Annotated in this window: 15 protein-coding genes; 7 read left to right on the top strand and 8 right to left on the bottom strand. The window is 62.7% G+C overall.

Features of this window, described 5'->3' with window-relative positions:
* Window positions 1-86 precede the first annotated feature (86 nt).
* On the top strand, window positions 87-1,313 hold the full coding sequence (locus tag GGD63_RS13480; RefSeq protein ID WP_183243072.1) for an ABC transporter substrate-binding protein: 1,227 nt from the start codon (window positions 87-89) through the stop codon (window positions 1,311-1,313).
* Window positions 1,314-1,583: 270 nt separating this feature from the next.
* Here the strand turns inward: GGD63_RS13480 and GGD63_RS13475 are convergent, their stop codons facing one another.
* On the bottom strand, window positions 1,584-3,146 hold the full coding sequence (locus tag GGD63_RS13475) for an adenylate/guanylate cyclase domain-containing protein (protein WP_183242649.1): 1,563 nt from the start codon (window positions 3,144-3,146) through the stop codon (window positions 1,584-1,586).
* A 191-nt stretch (window positions 3,147-3,337) separates the two neighbouring features.
* Between GGD63_RS13475 and GGD63_RS13470 the strand changes: the two genes are divergently transcribed.
* Together GGD63_RS13470 and GGD63_RS13465 are read left to right on the top strand one after the other, a co-directional pair.
* The gene (locus GGD63_RS13470) at window positions 3,338-4,429 is read left to right on the top strand and encodes an enolase C-terminal domain-like protein (RefSeq protein ID WP_183242647.1); all 1,092 of its coding nucleotides are present in this window, start codon (window positions 3,338-3,340) and stop codon (window positions 4,427-4,429) included.
* Between the two features lie 331 nt (window positions 4,430-4,760).
* Window positions 4,761-5,258: an NUDIX hydrolase gene (locus tag GGD63_RS13465; RefSeq protein ID WP_183242645.1), complete on the top strand. Its 498-nt coding sequence runs from the start codon at window positions 4,761-4,763 to the stop codon at window positions 5,256-5,258.
* Between the two features lie 227 nt (window positions 5,259-5,485).
* Here GGD63_RS13465 and GGD63_RS13460 read toward each other — a convergent pair whose 3' ends face one another.
* The 5 genes from GGD63_RS13460 to GGD63_RS13440 form a co-directional block, all read right to left on the bottom strand.
* Complete coding sequence (locus GGD63_RS13460) at window positions 5,486-5,728, bottom strand: hypothetical protein (RefSeq protein ID WP_183242643.1); 243 nt, start codon at window positions 5,726-5,728, stop codon at window positions 5,486-5,488.
* 8 nt (window positions 5,729-5,736) lie between these two features.
* Complete coding sequence (locus GGD63_RS13455; RefSeq protein ID WP_183242641.1) at window positions 5,737-6,210, bottom strand: L-2-amino-thiazoline-4-carboxylic acid hydrolase; 474 nt, start codon at window positions 6,208-6,210, stop codon at window positions 5,737-5,739.
* A gap of 188 nt (window positions 6,211-6,398) precedes the next feature.
* Window positions 6,399-7,178, bottom strand: coding sequence for a sulfite exporter TauE/SafE family protein (locus GGD63_RS13450; protein WP_183242639.1), 780 nt, complete (start codon window positions 7,176-7,178; stop codon window positions 6,399-6,401).
* 23 nt (window positions 7,179-7,201) lie between these two features.
* The gene (locus tag GGD63_RS13445; protein ID WP_183242637.1) at window positions 7,202-7,750 is read right to left on the bottom strand and encodes a rhodanese family protein; all 549 of its coding nucleotides are present in this window, start codon (window positions 7,748-7,750) and stop codon (window positions 7,202-7,204) included.
* 19 nt (window positions 7,751-7,769) lie between these two features.
* Window positions 7,770-8,102 (bottom strand): helix-turn-helix transcriptional regulator, encoded by a 333-nt coding sequence (locus GGD63_RS13440; protein ID WP_183242635.1) that lies wholly within the window; start codon window positions 8,100-8,102, stop codon window positions 7,770-7,772.
* A 94-nt stretch (window positions 8,103-8,196) separates the two neighbouring features.
* On the opposite strand from GGD63_RS13440, the gene GGD63_RS13435 reads away from it, so the two are divergent.
* A complete protein-coding gene (locus tag GGD63_RS13435) occupies window positions 8,197-9,081 on the top strand; it encodes an MBL fold metallo-hydrolase (protein WP_183242633.1) in 885 nt (294 codons plus the stop codon).
* 171 nt (window positions 9,082-9,252) lie between these two features.
* Window positions 9,253-9,717, top strand: coding sequence for a hypothetical protein (locus GGD63_RS13430; RefSeq protein WP_246785468.1), 465 nt, complete (start codon window positions 9,253-9,255; stop codon window positions 9,715-9,717).
* A gap of 165 nt (window positions 9,718-9,882) precedes the next feature.
* On the opposite strand, the gene GGD63_RS13425 is transcribed toward GGD63_RS13430, so the two are convergent.
* Both GGD63_RS13425 and GGD63_RS13420 read right to left on the bottom strand, forming a co-directional pair.
* Window positions 9,883-10,080, bottom strand: coding sequence for a hypothetical protein (locus GGD63_RS13425; RefSeq protein ID WP_183242629.1), 198 nt, complete (start codon window positions 10,078-10,080; stop codon window positions 9,883-9,885).
* Window positions 10,081-10,291: 211 nt separating this feature from the next.
* Window positions 10,292-10,510: a DUF6894 family protein gene (locus tag GGD63_RS13420; RefSeq protein WP_183242627.1), complete on the bottom strand. Its 219-nt coding sequence runs from the start codon at window positions 10,508-10,510 to the stop codon at window positions 10,292-10,294.
* A gap of 304 nt (window positions 10,511-10,814) precedes the next feature.
* Between GGD63_RS13420 and GGD63_RS13415 the strand changes: the two genes are divergently transcribed.
* Complete coding sequence (locus GGD63_RS13415) at window positions 10,815-11,153, top strand: hypothetical protein (protein WP_183242625.1); 339 nt, start codon at window positions 10,815-10,817, stop codon at window positions 11,151-11,153.
* A 343-nt stretch (window positions 11,154-11,496) separates the two neighbouring features.
* Complete coding sequence (gene groL, locus GGD63_RS13410) at window positions 11,497-13,119, top strand: chaperonin GroEL (RefSeq protein WP_183243070.1); 1,623 nt, start codon at window positions 11,497-11,499, stop codon at window positions 13,117-13,119.
* The last annotated feature ends 26 nt before the right edge of the window (window positions 13,120-13,145 follow it).

The following is a 13,145-nucleotide window of genomic DNA, read 5'->3' as shown; positions in this document are numbered from 1 at the left end:
ACGATTGCCAAACGCTTGACCTAGATTAAGCGGCCTTGGTGCGGATTGAGCCGACCTCGTTGGGGGCCAACGACAAGGGTTCGAACATGCCCGTCATCGGCAGGATGCTGTTCGTTTCCGTGATTGCCGCCGCGTCGCTCGGCGCGATGTCGCAGCAACAGCATTCGGAACAACCGGCAAACGACAAGGAAATCCGTATCGGCAATGTCATGCCGTATTCGGGACCGCTGTCGGAGTTCGGCGCGATCGGCCAGGCGGAGGCTGCCTATTTCGACATGGTCAACGCGCGCGGCGGCATCAACGGCCGCAAGATCCGCTTCATCACCCGCGACGACAATTCCGATCCGGCGACCGCGCTGGAGCTGACGCGCAGCCTGGTCGAGAAGGACGACGTGCATGTGATGTTCGGCTCGTTCGGCACGCCCGGCAATCTCGCCACACGCTGGTACCTGAACGAGAAGAAGATCCCGCAGCTGTTCCTCGCCTCCGGCGACGAGGAGCTGAGCCAGCCAAGCGCGTTTCCCTGGACCATGGGCTGGCAGCCGTCGTTCCGTTCGGAAGGGCGCATCTACGCCAACTACATCCAGGCCTATTATCCCCGGAAGAAGATCGTCGTGCTCTGGCAGAACGACCAGTTCGGGCGCCAGCTCTACAAAGGCATCCAGGAAGGCCTCGGTGACCTGAACCGTCATGTCCTCGTCGACATCGCCTTCGACATCAATGACGAGCATCTCGAAGGCCACGTCTCGATCCTCAAGCGCGCCGGCGCCGACATCTTCGTCTTTCTTGGCGTGCCGTCGACCGCGTCCAAGGTGATCAAGCTGGCGGCGTCGCTCAAATGGCGCCCGGTCTTCATCGTGAACGATGCCTCGGCCACGATCGCCAATGCGATGGCGCCGGCCGGCCTGGAGAACTCGGCCGGCGTGATCTCGGCGGCCTTCCTGAAGGATCCAAGCGATCCCGCCTGGAAAGACGATCCCGCCATGAAGGACTGGTTCGCCTTCATGGACAGGTACCATCAGGTCGAAAGCACCAACAGCAGCGCGGCGGTCTACGGCTACGCCGCGGCCGAGGCGCTGACGCAAGTGCTGAAGCAATGCGGCGACGACGTCTCGCGCGAGAACATCATGCGCCAAGCGGCCTCGCTCAGGGACTATCAGCCTTCGGTCGCCTTGCCCAACATCAGGATGAACACCTCGCCCGACCGCTATCTACCGATCAAGCAGATGCGGCTGGTGCAATTCGACGGCCGTTCCTGGCAGCCGTTTGGTGAGGTGATCGAGACGGCGTTCACGGAAGGGGCGGCGCGGTGAGAGTTGGACTCTTACCCTCCCCTGGAGGGCCAGCGGAATCGCATATGATTTGTTGCGGTGGCCTGCGCGCACGCCTCGTCCTTCGAGACGGCGCTTACGCGCCTCCTCAGGATGAGGCTAATCAGCGTCAGTGCCCATTGAAACTGCTGCCGCGCACTCCGTCCTCATCCTGAGGAGCCCGCCTAAAGCGGGCGTCTCGAAGGATGGCCGCGGGAAAAAGCTCTCATACGCCGTAGCCCTGCCCCTCCAGGGGAGAGTAAGAGAGAGCCCTCACGCCGGCTTCAGCGAGGCCAGCGCGTTCTCCAGCAGCGAGCGTACCCGCGCGGCGTCGCCTGATTTCACCACGGCCGGGTCGAGATAAAGCTCCAGCCCCGGCGCGCGCTCGGTGATGATGCCGCTCTTCTCCGCCGCGGCATCGTTCAGTGCGTCGACCGAATAGGGGATGACCTCGCGGCTGATGCCCTTCATGGTGATCGCGGGCAGCGCGTGGGCGCGGACGATGTCGCTGACGAGGGCGAAGGTCTCGTAGCTCAGCACGATGCCGCCGGGCTCGGCGATGGATTGCAGGCGCGCGGCGAGGTTCGCTTCGGCACCGATGATGGTGTAGTCCATGCGGTCGGCGCTGCCGAAATTGCCGACATTGCAATAGCCGGAATTGATGCCCATGCGCGAGCGGAACGGCTGCTCGATGCCGGAGGCGCGCCACTTCGCGTTGAGCTCGGCAAGGCGCTGCTGCATGCGCCAGGCCATCTGCAGACAGGCCTCAGCATCGGCGCGGTCGCCCCTGGTCTCGGGGTCGCCGAAGAAGATCAGCATGGCATCGCCGATGAACTTGTCGATGGTGCCGCCATATTCGAGGGCGATCGCCGACATCTCGGTGAAATATTCATTGAGGAGTTGCGTCAGTTGCTCGGGCTGGAGCCGCTCCGCGGTCGCCGTAAAATTCTGGATGTCGGAGAAGAAGATGGTGAGCTTCTTGCGCTCGGTGTGGATGGTGACGTCCTTCTGGCCGGAGAAAATGCTCTTGTAGACCTGCGGCGGGATGTAGCGCGAGATCTTCATCGACAGCGAAGCCAGGAAGTCGTTGGCGGATTCCAGCTCCTTGTTCATGTTCTTGATGCGGCGCGCCTGGCGGCGCTGCAGCGAGAGGAACGACAGCCCGCTGCCGGCGGCGATCAGGAAATAGGCGAGGAGGAACTTGAACGAGAAGATGTTGGCGGCGATCGGCTGGGCGATGATCACCTCCTGGATGCCGCGGACATCGCCGACCTTCCAGTCCTTCTTCGGGCTTTCGGGATGGCTGTTGTGGCAGCTGACGCAGGCCGGCCCCATGGTAACGGGCGCAACCAGGCGGACCTTGTCGGAGAACAGCGAGGTATCGGTCTCGACGATCTTCTGCTCGGGATCCCTGCGCAGCGCATCGAGCGCGTCCTTCTCGAACTTGTCGAGCTGGTGCGGGGCGCGGTTCTGGAACGGGAAGTCCGAGACAAAGCGGTAGGTGATGTTCTCCTGCTGCGCGCCGATCACCCGGCCGAGCTCGAGCGACAGCGTCGCCGGGATCGGGATCGCACCGGGAACGGATTCGTAATTGTGCACGACCCGGGTCGAGCCATCGGGATTGGCGAGCACCCGCCCGACCACATTGGTCGCGTAGTAGCTGCGCACGCTCGTGATCACCGAATTGAGATCGGCGGCCTGCCGGCGCAGCGCGGTCTTGGAGAGCTCGGTCAGGTCCAGCCACACCGCGAGCGGCAGGGCGAGCAGCAGGAAGGCGATCGCGGCACCAGTCAGGACGCCGCTCTTGCGCTGTTCTTCGGAGATCTGTTGTTTCACGCTGTGGCTCCGTTGTGTACGATCTTGTCGCAGATCACGTGGATTTGTGGCACAGCCTGCGGCGGCACAGAGCCAACAAACGCGCCCCCGCGCAACCCCATTTTATGGTGGTCGCTTCAGGTGCCTTTTCGTTTCACGACGAATGTTTAAGATCGGCATCAACCTGTGTTGATCATCCGGAACCAGTGCCCATGACCGAGACCATCCGCATCAAGCGCTTCCATGCGCGGCCCGTGATCGTGCCGATGAACCTGCCGCTACAGACCTCGACCGGGGCGGTCGCCAGGGCGCCGCTGGTGCTGATCGATTGCGAGACCGACCAGGGCGTCGTGGGACATGCCTACCTGTTCTCGATCACGCCGTCGGCCTTGAAGCCGCTGACGGCGATGGTCACCGAGATGTCGGAGCTCGTCGCCGGCGACGAACTGCTGCCGTTCGAGATCGAGCGCAAGCTGACCCAGCGCTTCACCCTGCTGGGCCTCGCCGGCCTGCAGCGGCTGGCGCAATCCGGCGTCGACATGGCGGCGTGGGATGCGCTCGCCCGTAGCAAAGGCCTGCCGCTGGCGCGCCTGCTCGGCGGCGCGCCGAAACCGGTCAGGGCTTACAATTCGAAGGGCCTCGGCATCATGCCGGCGGGCGCGGCGGTGGAAGAAGCGCACAAGCTGCTGGCCGAGGGTTTCCACGCCGCAAAAATCCGCGTCGGCCGGAGCGATGCGCGCGAGGATCTCGCCGTGGTGCGGGCGGTGCGCAAGGCCGTCGGCGACGACGTCACGCTGATGTGCGACTACAACCAGGCACTCACGGTCACCGAGGCGATCCGCCGCGGCGAGATGCTCGACGACGAGGGCCTGAGCTGGATCGAGGAGCCGATCCGCCACGACGATTACGCCGGGAACGTCCGCATCGCGGATGCGCTGCGGACGCCGGTCCAGATCGGCGAGAATTTCGACAGCGCGTTTGCGATGCAGTCCGCATTGTCGGCGGAGGCCTGCGATTACGTCATGCCCGACGTACAGCGCATCGGCGGCGTCACCGGCTGGCTTCGCGCCGCCGCGCTGGCGCATGCCGCCGGCATCGAGATGTCGACGCACCTGTTCTCGGAAGTCAGCGCGCATTTGCTCTGCGTGACGCCGACCGCGCACTGGCTGGAATATGTCGACTGGGCCGACGCGGTGCTGGCGAGCCGGCTGAAGATCAAGGACGGCTTTGCGCTGCCGAGCGAGGAGCCGGGCAACGGGATCGCGTGGGACGAGGCGGCGGTGAGGAAATATCTGGTGGAGTGATCACACCAGCCGTCGCAAGTACCGATGTGTCCTGGCGAAAGCCAGGAGCCATACCGCGTGATCTATCGGTGAGAGGCGGTGCGGGTACCGGCGATGGCACCAGCCTTCGCCAAACTACTCCCTGGGGTAATGGGTCCTGGCTTTCGCCAGGACGACGTTGGGGAGAGGATGTGCGCAACTGTCACCACCGTCATTGCGAGGAGCCCTTGCGACGAAGCAATCCAGACTGCTACAGCGGAGAGATTCTGGATTGCTTCGCTGTGCTCGCAATGACGGGGCAAAAAGCAACACGCGCGTTGCACCGAGACGGCAAGCGGACTAACGATCCCCCATGACCACATGGCGCCCCCATCCCCACATCCGCGTCGTCGCGATCGGCCTGCACTGGCGCGGCGGACGGCTGCTCGCGGCCGAGGTGCGCGACGATGCGGGGCGGCTCAAGGGCGTGCGTCCGCTCGGCGGCGAGATCGAATTCGGCGAGAGCTGGCGGGCGGCGCTGGCGCGGGAATTCAACGAGGAGCTCGGCATCGACGTCACCATCACGGGCGAGCCGCTGATGCTGGAGAACATCTTTGTGCACGAGGGAGCGACCGGGCACGAGGTGATGTTCATCGCCGAGGTCGCGTTTCCGGACGGCGCTTTCGTCGGCCGGGACCATATCGATTTCCGTGAGGACAACGGAGAAGAGATCGTCGCCCGCTGGTTCGACCTTGCCGATCTCGATCTGGATGGCGGACCGCGCCTCTACCCGACCGGGCTGAAGGACTTGCTGCTTGGGAGCAGGGACACGACGAAGGTTTCAACTCCGTCATCCCCGCGCAACCGCTAAGCGGTTGTCGCTGCAGGCGCAAGTGGCGCGATGCAAATGCATCGTGCCGGGAGCCTCGCCGAAGAGGCGAGCGCCTCCAGCGACAACGGCTTCGCCGTTGCGCGGGGTGACGGTCATAGAATGGCGCGCACCGCTTCCACGTCGTCATTGCGAGCGCAGCGAAGCAATCCAGAATCTTTCCGCGGTGACCGTCTGGGTTACTTCGCTGCGCTCGCAATGACGGAGTGCTACCACACCTCCGCGCCCGGGATCTTCTTCCGCATCGCCATGCGCTGGGCCCAGATGCAGCGGCGGACGGATCTGTTGGACCGGCCGACGGCGGATATCCCTTCGCCGGCCTGCAGCAGCGGCGCCACGTTCTGGCGCAGCGTGCGGCAGCGCTGGAGCTCGGCCTGCCAGTCGATCATCGCGGCGTCGGCGCGTGACGCCATCAGCGTCAGCATCGCCACGGCAAGACAGCTCGCCCGCATCGTTCCCCTCACTGTGATCCGCCTCCATCGCGCCGGTAGCGGAAGTCGCAATGGTCGGCGCCTTGCATGATGGTTTGCGTGCGCGTGAGCCTGATGTCGGGACCGAACCCTTCCGCGGTCGCAAAGTCGGCAGTGCAGATCAGGAGAAAGCCGAGCTCGGGCTCGCCGAGCGCCTTGTAGAACTCGGCATAGGCGCAGCGCGTCACGTCGAACGCGAAGGCGTCCGCCGTCTGTTCGATCACGTCATAGGCGAGCGCATCGTCGCGGGCATAGGTCCTGAAGGCCGACGAGACGGCCTTGCCGAGATCGCTCTCGTTCTTCGCTTTCCAGAATTCCTCGCCGAAGCGGCGATAGAGATCGCGGAGCGCCTTGCGCACCAGCGCGTTGGCGCGCGCCTCGCCGAGTTCGGCCTGCAATGCCTTGACCAGCGGCACCAGCACCTGCGCCTGGATTTTTGCCTGTTCGATGACGGATATGGTCATGGGCGGGCTCGCGTCTGGGAGGAGATGGTAGCCGGGATGGCGCCAACGGGTCGGCGCAAAGCGCCGCCCGATGACTGGCTCCGCGTAATCCGGGACAGCGCGCGCGAGGATACACCCGGATTGCGTGGAGTTCCATCCGGGCTAAAGCGAGGCGGCCCGAGGAACAGACAGTCGAGCAATGAGTCTCGTCACATCAGGTCGAGATTGCGGACCAGCATATAGACCGCCACCGCGAATATGAGCGCCGCAAATACAGTGTTCAACGCGCCCTTGCGGCGAGCAAGCGAGGTCGCGGAGTGGGCGCCGAGAAGCCCGCCAAGGACGCCGCCGACAACAAACAACGTGGCGAGAGACCAATCCACAAAGCCGGACACGGCGTAGTTCGCCGCGGTGGTCAGCCCGAAGGCGGCGACTGCCAAGAGCGATGAACCCACCGCGTACAAGATCGGCATGCCGGTGGCGGCGATCAGAGCGGGCACGATCAGGAAGCCGCCACCGATCCCGAAGAAGCCGGACAACGCCCCCGTGACGAGCCCCAAAGCCAGAAGCTTCGGAAGATTTTCCCGGTTGAGCCTGACCGACGGCTCGCCCTCGCCGGAGCGCCCCTTCAGCATCAGGATGCCAACCACCAACATGACGATGGCGAACAAGGCGAGCAGCTTCTGACCATCGATGATCTTGCCGAGAGTAGAGCCGAGAAAGGCACCAGCCATGCCTGCGAGCGCGAACACCGAGGCCCAGCGCCACTTCACGTTACCGGCGCGAATATGGTTCGCCAGGTTAACGGCAGCGTTCGCTGCGACGGCGATGGCGCTAGTCCCGATCGCGACATGCGGATCCGGTACCCCGACCAGATAGATCAGGAGCGGGACGGCCAGAATAGAGCCGCCGCCTCCGACCAGTCCCAGCGAAAAGCCGACCAACGAGCCGGAGGCAATACCGAGCGCGCCCTGGGTCAGCGCCAGCATGGGAAAACTCCTCAATTCACGCGTTACGCGGCTTGCGCCGGCGCACCGTAGTGGCCGCGGTTCCAGGGTGCCCGCATCAGGATGCGGGCCATGCCACAAAAGCCGGTGACTCTGGCGGTCATCAGTCCGGCACCGACGAAAGCCGGCACGACGAAGAACCAGGGCGAGATCAGGAGGCCGAGCAGCGTTCCGAAGAACGCAAGACTTCCGGCGCCGATCTGCACCTGACGTTGAAGCTCGAGCGGTTGGCGCCGGTCGGTCGCGACCGGCAGACCTGCCTTTCGCCAGGCGTCGAGCCCACCGCCGATGATGAAAGCATCGCAGGTTCCATCAAGCTTCGCCGCGAGCCGCGATCCGTTGGCTTGAGTGCGGGCGCCGCTCTTGCAGTGAAAGATGATCGGCGTGCCCGGATCTGCGGCGAGATCGGCTTCGCCGAGCTTCGACAATGGCAGGTTTCGCGCACCGAGTATCTTCTCGCGCGCGTGCTCGTCGGCCTCGCGGATGTCGATGAGGACAGCACCATTGCCGAGAAGACGGCGGGCGTCAGTTGGATTGATAAGAGATAGCGACATTCTCAATTCCTTCTCTGGATTATCTGCCCTTGGCTTTGACAGGCGCGCAAAACAGTTTGTGCAGCGTGGCAAAGAGCTGCTCGATGCGCGGATCGGCGATACGATACCAAAGCGTCTGGCTTTCCCTGCGGAAAGTGACGAGACCCTCCTCGCGCATTTTAGCGAGGTGTTGCGACAGGGCCGATTGCGATAGCCCCACGACTTCGGCGAGGGAGCTCACGTTGTCCTCGCCGCATTCAACGAGCCTGCACAGGATCATCAACCGGCGCTCATTGGCGAGCGCCCGTAGGATGGAGGCAACCTCGACGGCCTGCTTCTCAAAAGTTTCCGGATCGAACGTCGAAGAGGCCATCGGCCTTGCTCCCCATTACTTTAGGCATTGCTTATTTAGCAACTGCTAATATATTCGTCAAGACCAGGAACGACGACATCAGGAGGCCCCCGAAATGTCACAACCGATCATCCGAGCGTTCTTCGACGAGCCAACCAATACGGTGAGCTACCTCATCGCCGATCCGACGACGAGAAAGGCCGCGATCATCGACCCGGTGTTCGACTACGACCACAGTTCAGGCGAAGTGGACACGCGTTCCGTCGAGGCGATGCTCGCAGCCGCTGAGGAGGCGGGCAACACTGTCGAATGGGTGCTGGAGACTCATGCGCATGCCGACCATCTCTCGGGCGCACCCTTCATCAAGGCGAAGACCGGCGCAAAGATCGGCATCGGCGAGCACATCAAGGACGTGCAGCGCATCTTCCGCCCGATCTTCAACGCGGCCGCCCTGAAGACCGACGGCAGCGACTTCGATCACCTGTTCCGGGACGGCGAGCGCTTCAATCTCGGGGAACTCAATGTCGAAGTTCTCTACACCCCGGGGCATACGCCGGCGGACATCTCCTATAAGGTCGAAGATGCCGTGTTCGTTGGGGACACCCTGTTCATGCCGGACTACGGCACGGCGCGCGCCGACTTCCCCGGCGGCGACGCTCATAAGCTTTATCGCTCGATCAGGCGGCTGCTGGCTTTGCCGCAGCAGACACGGCTGTTCATGTGTCACGACTACAAGGCTCCGGGCCGTGACAGTTTCGCCTGGGAGACCACGGTCCGTGAGCAGCGCGAGAACAACATCCACGTCAAGGACGGCGTTTCGGAAGACGAATTCGTGACCGTGCGCCAGGCGCGCGACGCCAAGCTATCGGCGCCGAGGCTGCTGTTGCCCTCCATCCAGGTCAACATCCGTGCCGGCAAATTCCCGGCGGCCGAAGCCAATGGGGTACGCTACCTGAAGATTCCGGTGAAGCTGAAGGGAGGTGCGCAGATCTGCGTGTAAGCGCGACACCTGATCGCGCGTTATACCGCGGCACCGGTTGGCGGAGCATCCGGGCCACATGCGCCATAGTGTCGTGTCCATGATTGATTCAGCGCAAGATGCCGCCTTCACACCCTGATAGCGTAATCCATCATCAATTGGATTGATCGAATGACGCTACGGAATTGGTTGATGGTTCTGGCGATCCCTGCGAGCCTGGTGACGTCTGCGATTGCTCAATCTGACTTTCAGCCCTCGCCGAATGCCGGAAAGTATGCACCTCGCCTAACCGAGGTCATGAACACTGCGCAGGTTCAACATCTGAAGCTTTGGTATGCAGGCAAGGCGAAGAACTGGGACCTGGCCGCGTATGAGCTGCGCCAGTTGACGAACAGCTTGGCCGAAGCAGCCATTTTCTACCCGGCAATCCCCGTCAGCAACGTAACCACGATGACGGACCCACTTCTCTCGGTAGCCGACGCGATCGCCGCCAAAGATGATCGCAAGTTCGCTGTTTCCATGCGCGTGCTGACCAATGGCTGCAACACCTGTCACACCTCAATGGACCGCGGATTCATTGTCATCGGCGTTCCTGCCGGCGAGCACTCCCCGGTCAATCAGATATTCGCGCCGCCGGCAAACAGCCGAAAACCATAGTGCTTTAAGGCAGCCGGTACGCAGACCCCCGGAACGAGGCAGGCCAGGAATAGGGGCCATGGCACTCATCTCAAGCCGGTCAGCTCAAGAGGGCCGATTCGGGTTGACGCTGTGCGCGAAGACGACAGGACGTTCGGCCCACATCCAGCCGGAAGCAGGACAATCCTACTTCGGTGGTCGAAGACCCCGGGAGTTGACCCACTCATCCAGGCGAGCTGCGACGTCGGCCTGACAAACCTTTGCGAGCAGGTCGTCGCGCTCGTCGCCTGGCTTCAATTTGCTGGCCTGCTCACGAAGCTGTTTCGCCCATGCTGAAAGGCGGACCTGAAACGAGACGGTCTGCTTGATGTGCTGCCGCTTCATGATGCTCCCCCCGCGAGGCACCTTCTGTTCAAGACCGGCCGCGAGGGACAAAAGCCTCTCCCGCCGCCTTAGGCTACGCTAAAAGCCGACTGGCTTGCGACTTTGCGCCAAATCAATGTGGGGCCGAATTTCGCGGTGAGATTTGCTGTCCGCATCAGAGGCTGTGATCCCCTGCGGACAGGTAGCCTGCGCCACATTCCTTTACCGGCGTTCAGGTCGCAGTTGCATAGATCTGTTCGCGGTGAACTTCCCGGCCGCTCTCGTCAATGACGACGATCCGGAGTTCCGGATGGCCTTTCGGCTTCTCTCTGCGCACCTCTTCGGCCAGCGTCTTGCTGTGCGCGATGGCAGCGCCATCACTGACAAGATCCAGTCCCGATTTGTCGCGGACGGGCACGCCGTCCTTCAGATCGAAGTAGTAAGTGGGCATCGGCTCATTCCCGCGGTACGTCCATTTACATCGATAGCCTCATCGCCCCGGACAAAATTGAGCCGCCGAGGCCAGGGTGATGGACCTCGGCGGTCACTCGGTGGACGTAACGTGGCGAAGCTACACGCTATTCGTTTCGCGCAATTTGCGGCATGATCCGGATCAAGCGGGACCTCTAGATTGCCGCCACCATTCGCCTTACCATGATACCTCACGAGACGGAGGCTCCATCTTCGCTGCCCAGCTTCGCAGTGGTAACATGGAACGGGTACCAAGTAGCGAGTGACGTGCGGGAGAGTGCGCCATGGATCAATACATCGCTTGGGCGAACATCGACCACTACATCCGCCGGCTAAGCAGCAATGATCTCACGCCTGATAGCCGAAACACGATCACCAAGATGCTGATCAAAGAAGAGGACAAGCTTAGCCACGATCTGGAGCAACTCGAGTTCGCCGAACACAGAGTCGCGGCCGGACGCAAGCAGGTCAATCGGGTCACAAACCTGCGCGACGGTTTTGCGTTCGGGACCCGCGAGCGGCGACAAGCAGACGAGCTGCTGGTGAACATCGAGAACCTTCAAACTCAGTTGGAAGATGCATGTCATCTCCTGCGCAGGAGAATCAACTCGCACGGCCTTTAACTTCTCAGCTGGGCTCAAGGGAGCACCTGCAGAGCGAACCGTAACAGTTGTCCGTGCCGCGGTCACGCGGCGACAGGCTCGGTTTCGGCGCTGCGCTTGCCTGCTAGTGGCGCAACTGCTCGGACGTCTGCCGCCCGCGAAGACGAGCGCCATCCCGATGGTAAGCCTTCTACTGGTAATGGGAGACGGGGCTGCCCCGGCCTGGTTCTGGTCAACGACCTCACCAAACGCGCCCGCGCAAATCACCCCGCCTCGGCTGCACGTTGACCAAGATCAATTGACGCGGACCGCAGTCGTACAGACTGGCGAATACCGGCATTGGCGTCACACCCGAGGCATTCCAATGGCACACAAACAAGTTCTGTTCCATTCGGCGGCTCGCGAGAAAGTCCTGCGCGGCGCTTCGCTCCTCGCGGACGCGGTGCGCGTTACGCTCGGCCCGAAGTCGAAATCCGTTCTGATCCAGAAAGCCTGGGGAGCGCCGATCGTCTGCAACGACGGTGTCACCATCGCGAAGGAGTTCGATCTTAGGGATGCCGAGGAGAATCTTGGTGCCCAGGTGCTTCGTCAGGCCGCCGAGAAGACGGGCGACGTCGTCGGAGACGGCACCAGCACGTCTACTATCCTTGCGCACGCCATATTGTCGGATGGAGTTCGCAACGTTGTTGCCGGCGCGAGCGCAATCGACCTGAAGCGTGGTCTGGATCGAGGAACACAGGCGGCCATTGCGGCGCTCCGCGCCATGGCAAAGCCGGTAAAGACCAGGGCTGAGAAGGCTCAGGTCGCCACGATTTCGGCCCACAACGATACCTCCATCGGTGAACTGGTCGCCGACGCGATCGAGAAGGTCGGCGGTGATGGCGTCATCTCGGTCGAGGAATCGAAGACGACAGAGACGTTCCTGGACGTCGTCGAAGGAATGAAGTTCGATCGCGGCTTCCTCTCCCCCTATTTCGTCACGGATGCCGACCGGATGGAGGCGGTGCTGCAGGATCCGTACGTTCTGCTGTGCGATCACAAGATCGGTGCATTGCGCGACCTCGTGCCCCTCCTCGAGCAGGTCGCCAAAAGCGGCCGCTCGCTCCTGATCATTGCGGAAGACATCGAGGGCGAAGCTTTGGCGACTGTTATCGTCAACCAGCTGCGCGGCGTGCTCAAGTCCTGCGCGGTCAAGGCGCCCGGGTTCGGCGATCGGCGCAAGGCCATGCTGGAGGACATTGCGATTTTGACCGGCGCGCAGGTGATCTCGGAAGAGATCGGCCTGAAACTGGAAAGTGCCACGCTACAGCAGCTCGGCCGCGCCGCGCGTGTGGTTGCCGACAAGGAGAACACCACCTTGATCGGCAGCGGCGGCGACCGTTCGCGCATCGACGCGCGCCTGGCGCAGATTCGGGTCGAAATCGAAAAGACCACCAGCAACTACGATCGGGAGAAGCTCGAGGAACGCCTGGCCAAGCTGTCGGGCGGCGTCGCCGTGATCCGGGTCGGGGCGCCGACAGAAGCCGAGATGAAGTCGAGAAAGGAAGCCCTCGACGACGCCATCAGCTCGACCAAAGCGGCGGTTGCGGAAGGCATTGTTCCCGGCGGCGGACTTGCGCTGCTTCGAACGGTGGCGGCCGTGACCAAGGAGGAAGCGGCTTGCGAGGGCGACGAACGAACCGGAGTGCAGATCCTGAAGCGCGCACTCGAAGCGCCGGCACGTCAGATCGCCGAGAATTCCGCTACCGATGGCGGAGTTGTGGTTGCGCGAATGCTCGGCAGCGAAGGTAATTTCGGCTTCGATGCGGCCCGCAAGGTCTATGTCGATCTGGTCGAGGCTGGCATCGTCGACCCCGTGAAAGTCGTGCGAACCGCACTTGAAAATGCCGTCTCCGTGGCGAGCGTCCTGCTTCTGACGGAAGCGACGATGACGGAAATTCCGGAGCCGAAACGCGAGCGGCTGCCCGAGCACGATTTGGCGATGTAGCCGCAGCAGCTTTCTGATTTGGCTCG

The organism is Bradyrhizobium sp. cir1 (assembly GCF_014198245.1).
Classification (GTDB): Bacteria; Pseudomonadota; Alphaproteobacteria; order Rhizobiales; family Xanthobacteraceae; genus Bradyrhizobium.
This window is presented reverse-complemented; position numbering and strand designations above follow the sequence as displayed.

Bases quoted from the DNA above. Each gene is read 5' to 3' on its own strand.
- GGD63_RS13480 (WP_183243072.1), top strand. From the start codon at position 87: ATGCCCGTCATCGGCAGGATGCTGTTCGTTTCCGTGATTGCCGCCGCG.
- GGD63_RS13470 (WP_183242647.1), top strand. From the start codon at position 3,338: ATGACCGAGACCATCCGCATCAAGCGCTTCCATGCGCGGCCCGTGATC.
- GGD63_RS13465 (WP_183242645.1), top strand. From the start codon at position 4,761: ATGACCACATGGCGCCCCCATCCCCACATCCGCGTCGTCGCGATCGGC.
- GGD63_RS13460 (WP_183242643.1), bottom strand. From the start codon at position 5,728: ATGCGGGCGAGCTGTCTTGCCGTGGCGATGCTGACGCTGATGGCGTCA.
- GGD63_RS13455 (WP_183242641.1), bottom strand. From the start codon at position 6,210: ATGACCATATCCGTCATCGAACAGGCAAAAATCCAGGCGCAGGTGCTG.
- GGD63_RS13450 (WP_183242639.1), bottom strand. From the start codon at position 7,178: ATGCTGGCGCTGACCCAGGGCGCGCTCGGTATTGCCTCCGGCTCGTTG.
- GGD63_RS13445 (WP_183242637.1), bottom strand. From the start codon at position 7,750: ATGTCGCTATCTCTTATCAATCCAACTGACGCCCGCCGTCTTCTCGGC.
- GGD63_RS13440 (WP_183242635.1), bottom strand. From the start codon at position 8,102: ATGGCCTCTTCGACGTTCGATCCGGAAACTTTTGAGAAGCAGGCCGTC.
- GGD63_RS13435 (WP_183242633.1), top strand. From the start codon at position 8,197: ATGTCACAACCGATCATCCGAGCGTTCTTCGACGAGCCAACCAATACG.
- GGD63_RS13430 (WP_246785468.1), top strand. From the start codon at position 9,253: ATGGTTCTGGCGATCCCTGCGAGCCTGGTGACGTCTGCGATTGCTCAA.
- GGD63_RS13425 (WP_183242629.1), bottom strand. From the start codon at position 10,080: ATGAAGCGGCAGCACATCAAGCAGACCGTCTCGTTTCAGGTCCGCCTT.
- GGD63_RS13420 (WP_183242627.1), bottom strand. From the start codon at position 10,510: ATGCCCACTTACTACTTCGATCTGAAGGACGGCGTGCCCGTCCGCGAC.
- GGD63_RS13415 (WP_183242625.1), top strand. From the start codon at position 10,815: ATGGATCAATACATCGCTTGGGCGAACATCGACCACTACATCCGCCGG.
- groL (WP_183243070.1), top strand. From the start codon at position 11,497: ATGGCACACAAACAAGTTCTGTTCCATTCGGCGGCTCGCGAGAAAGTC.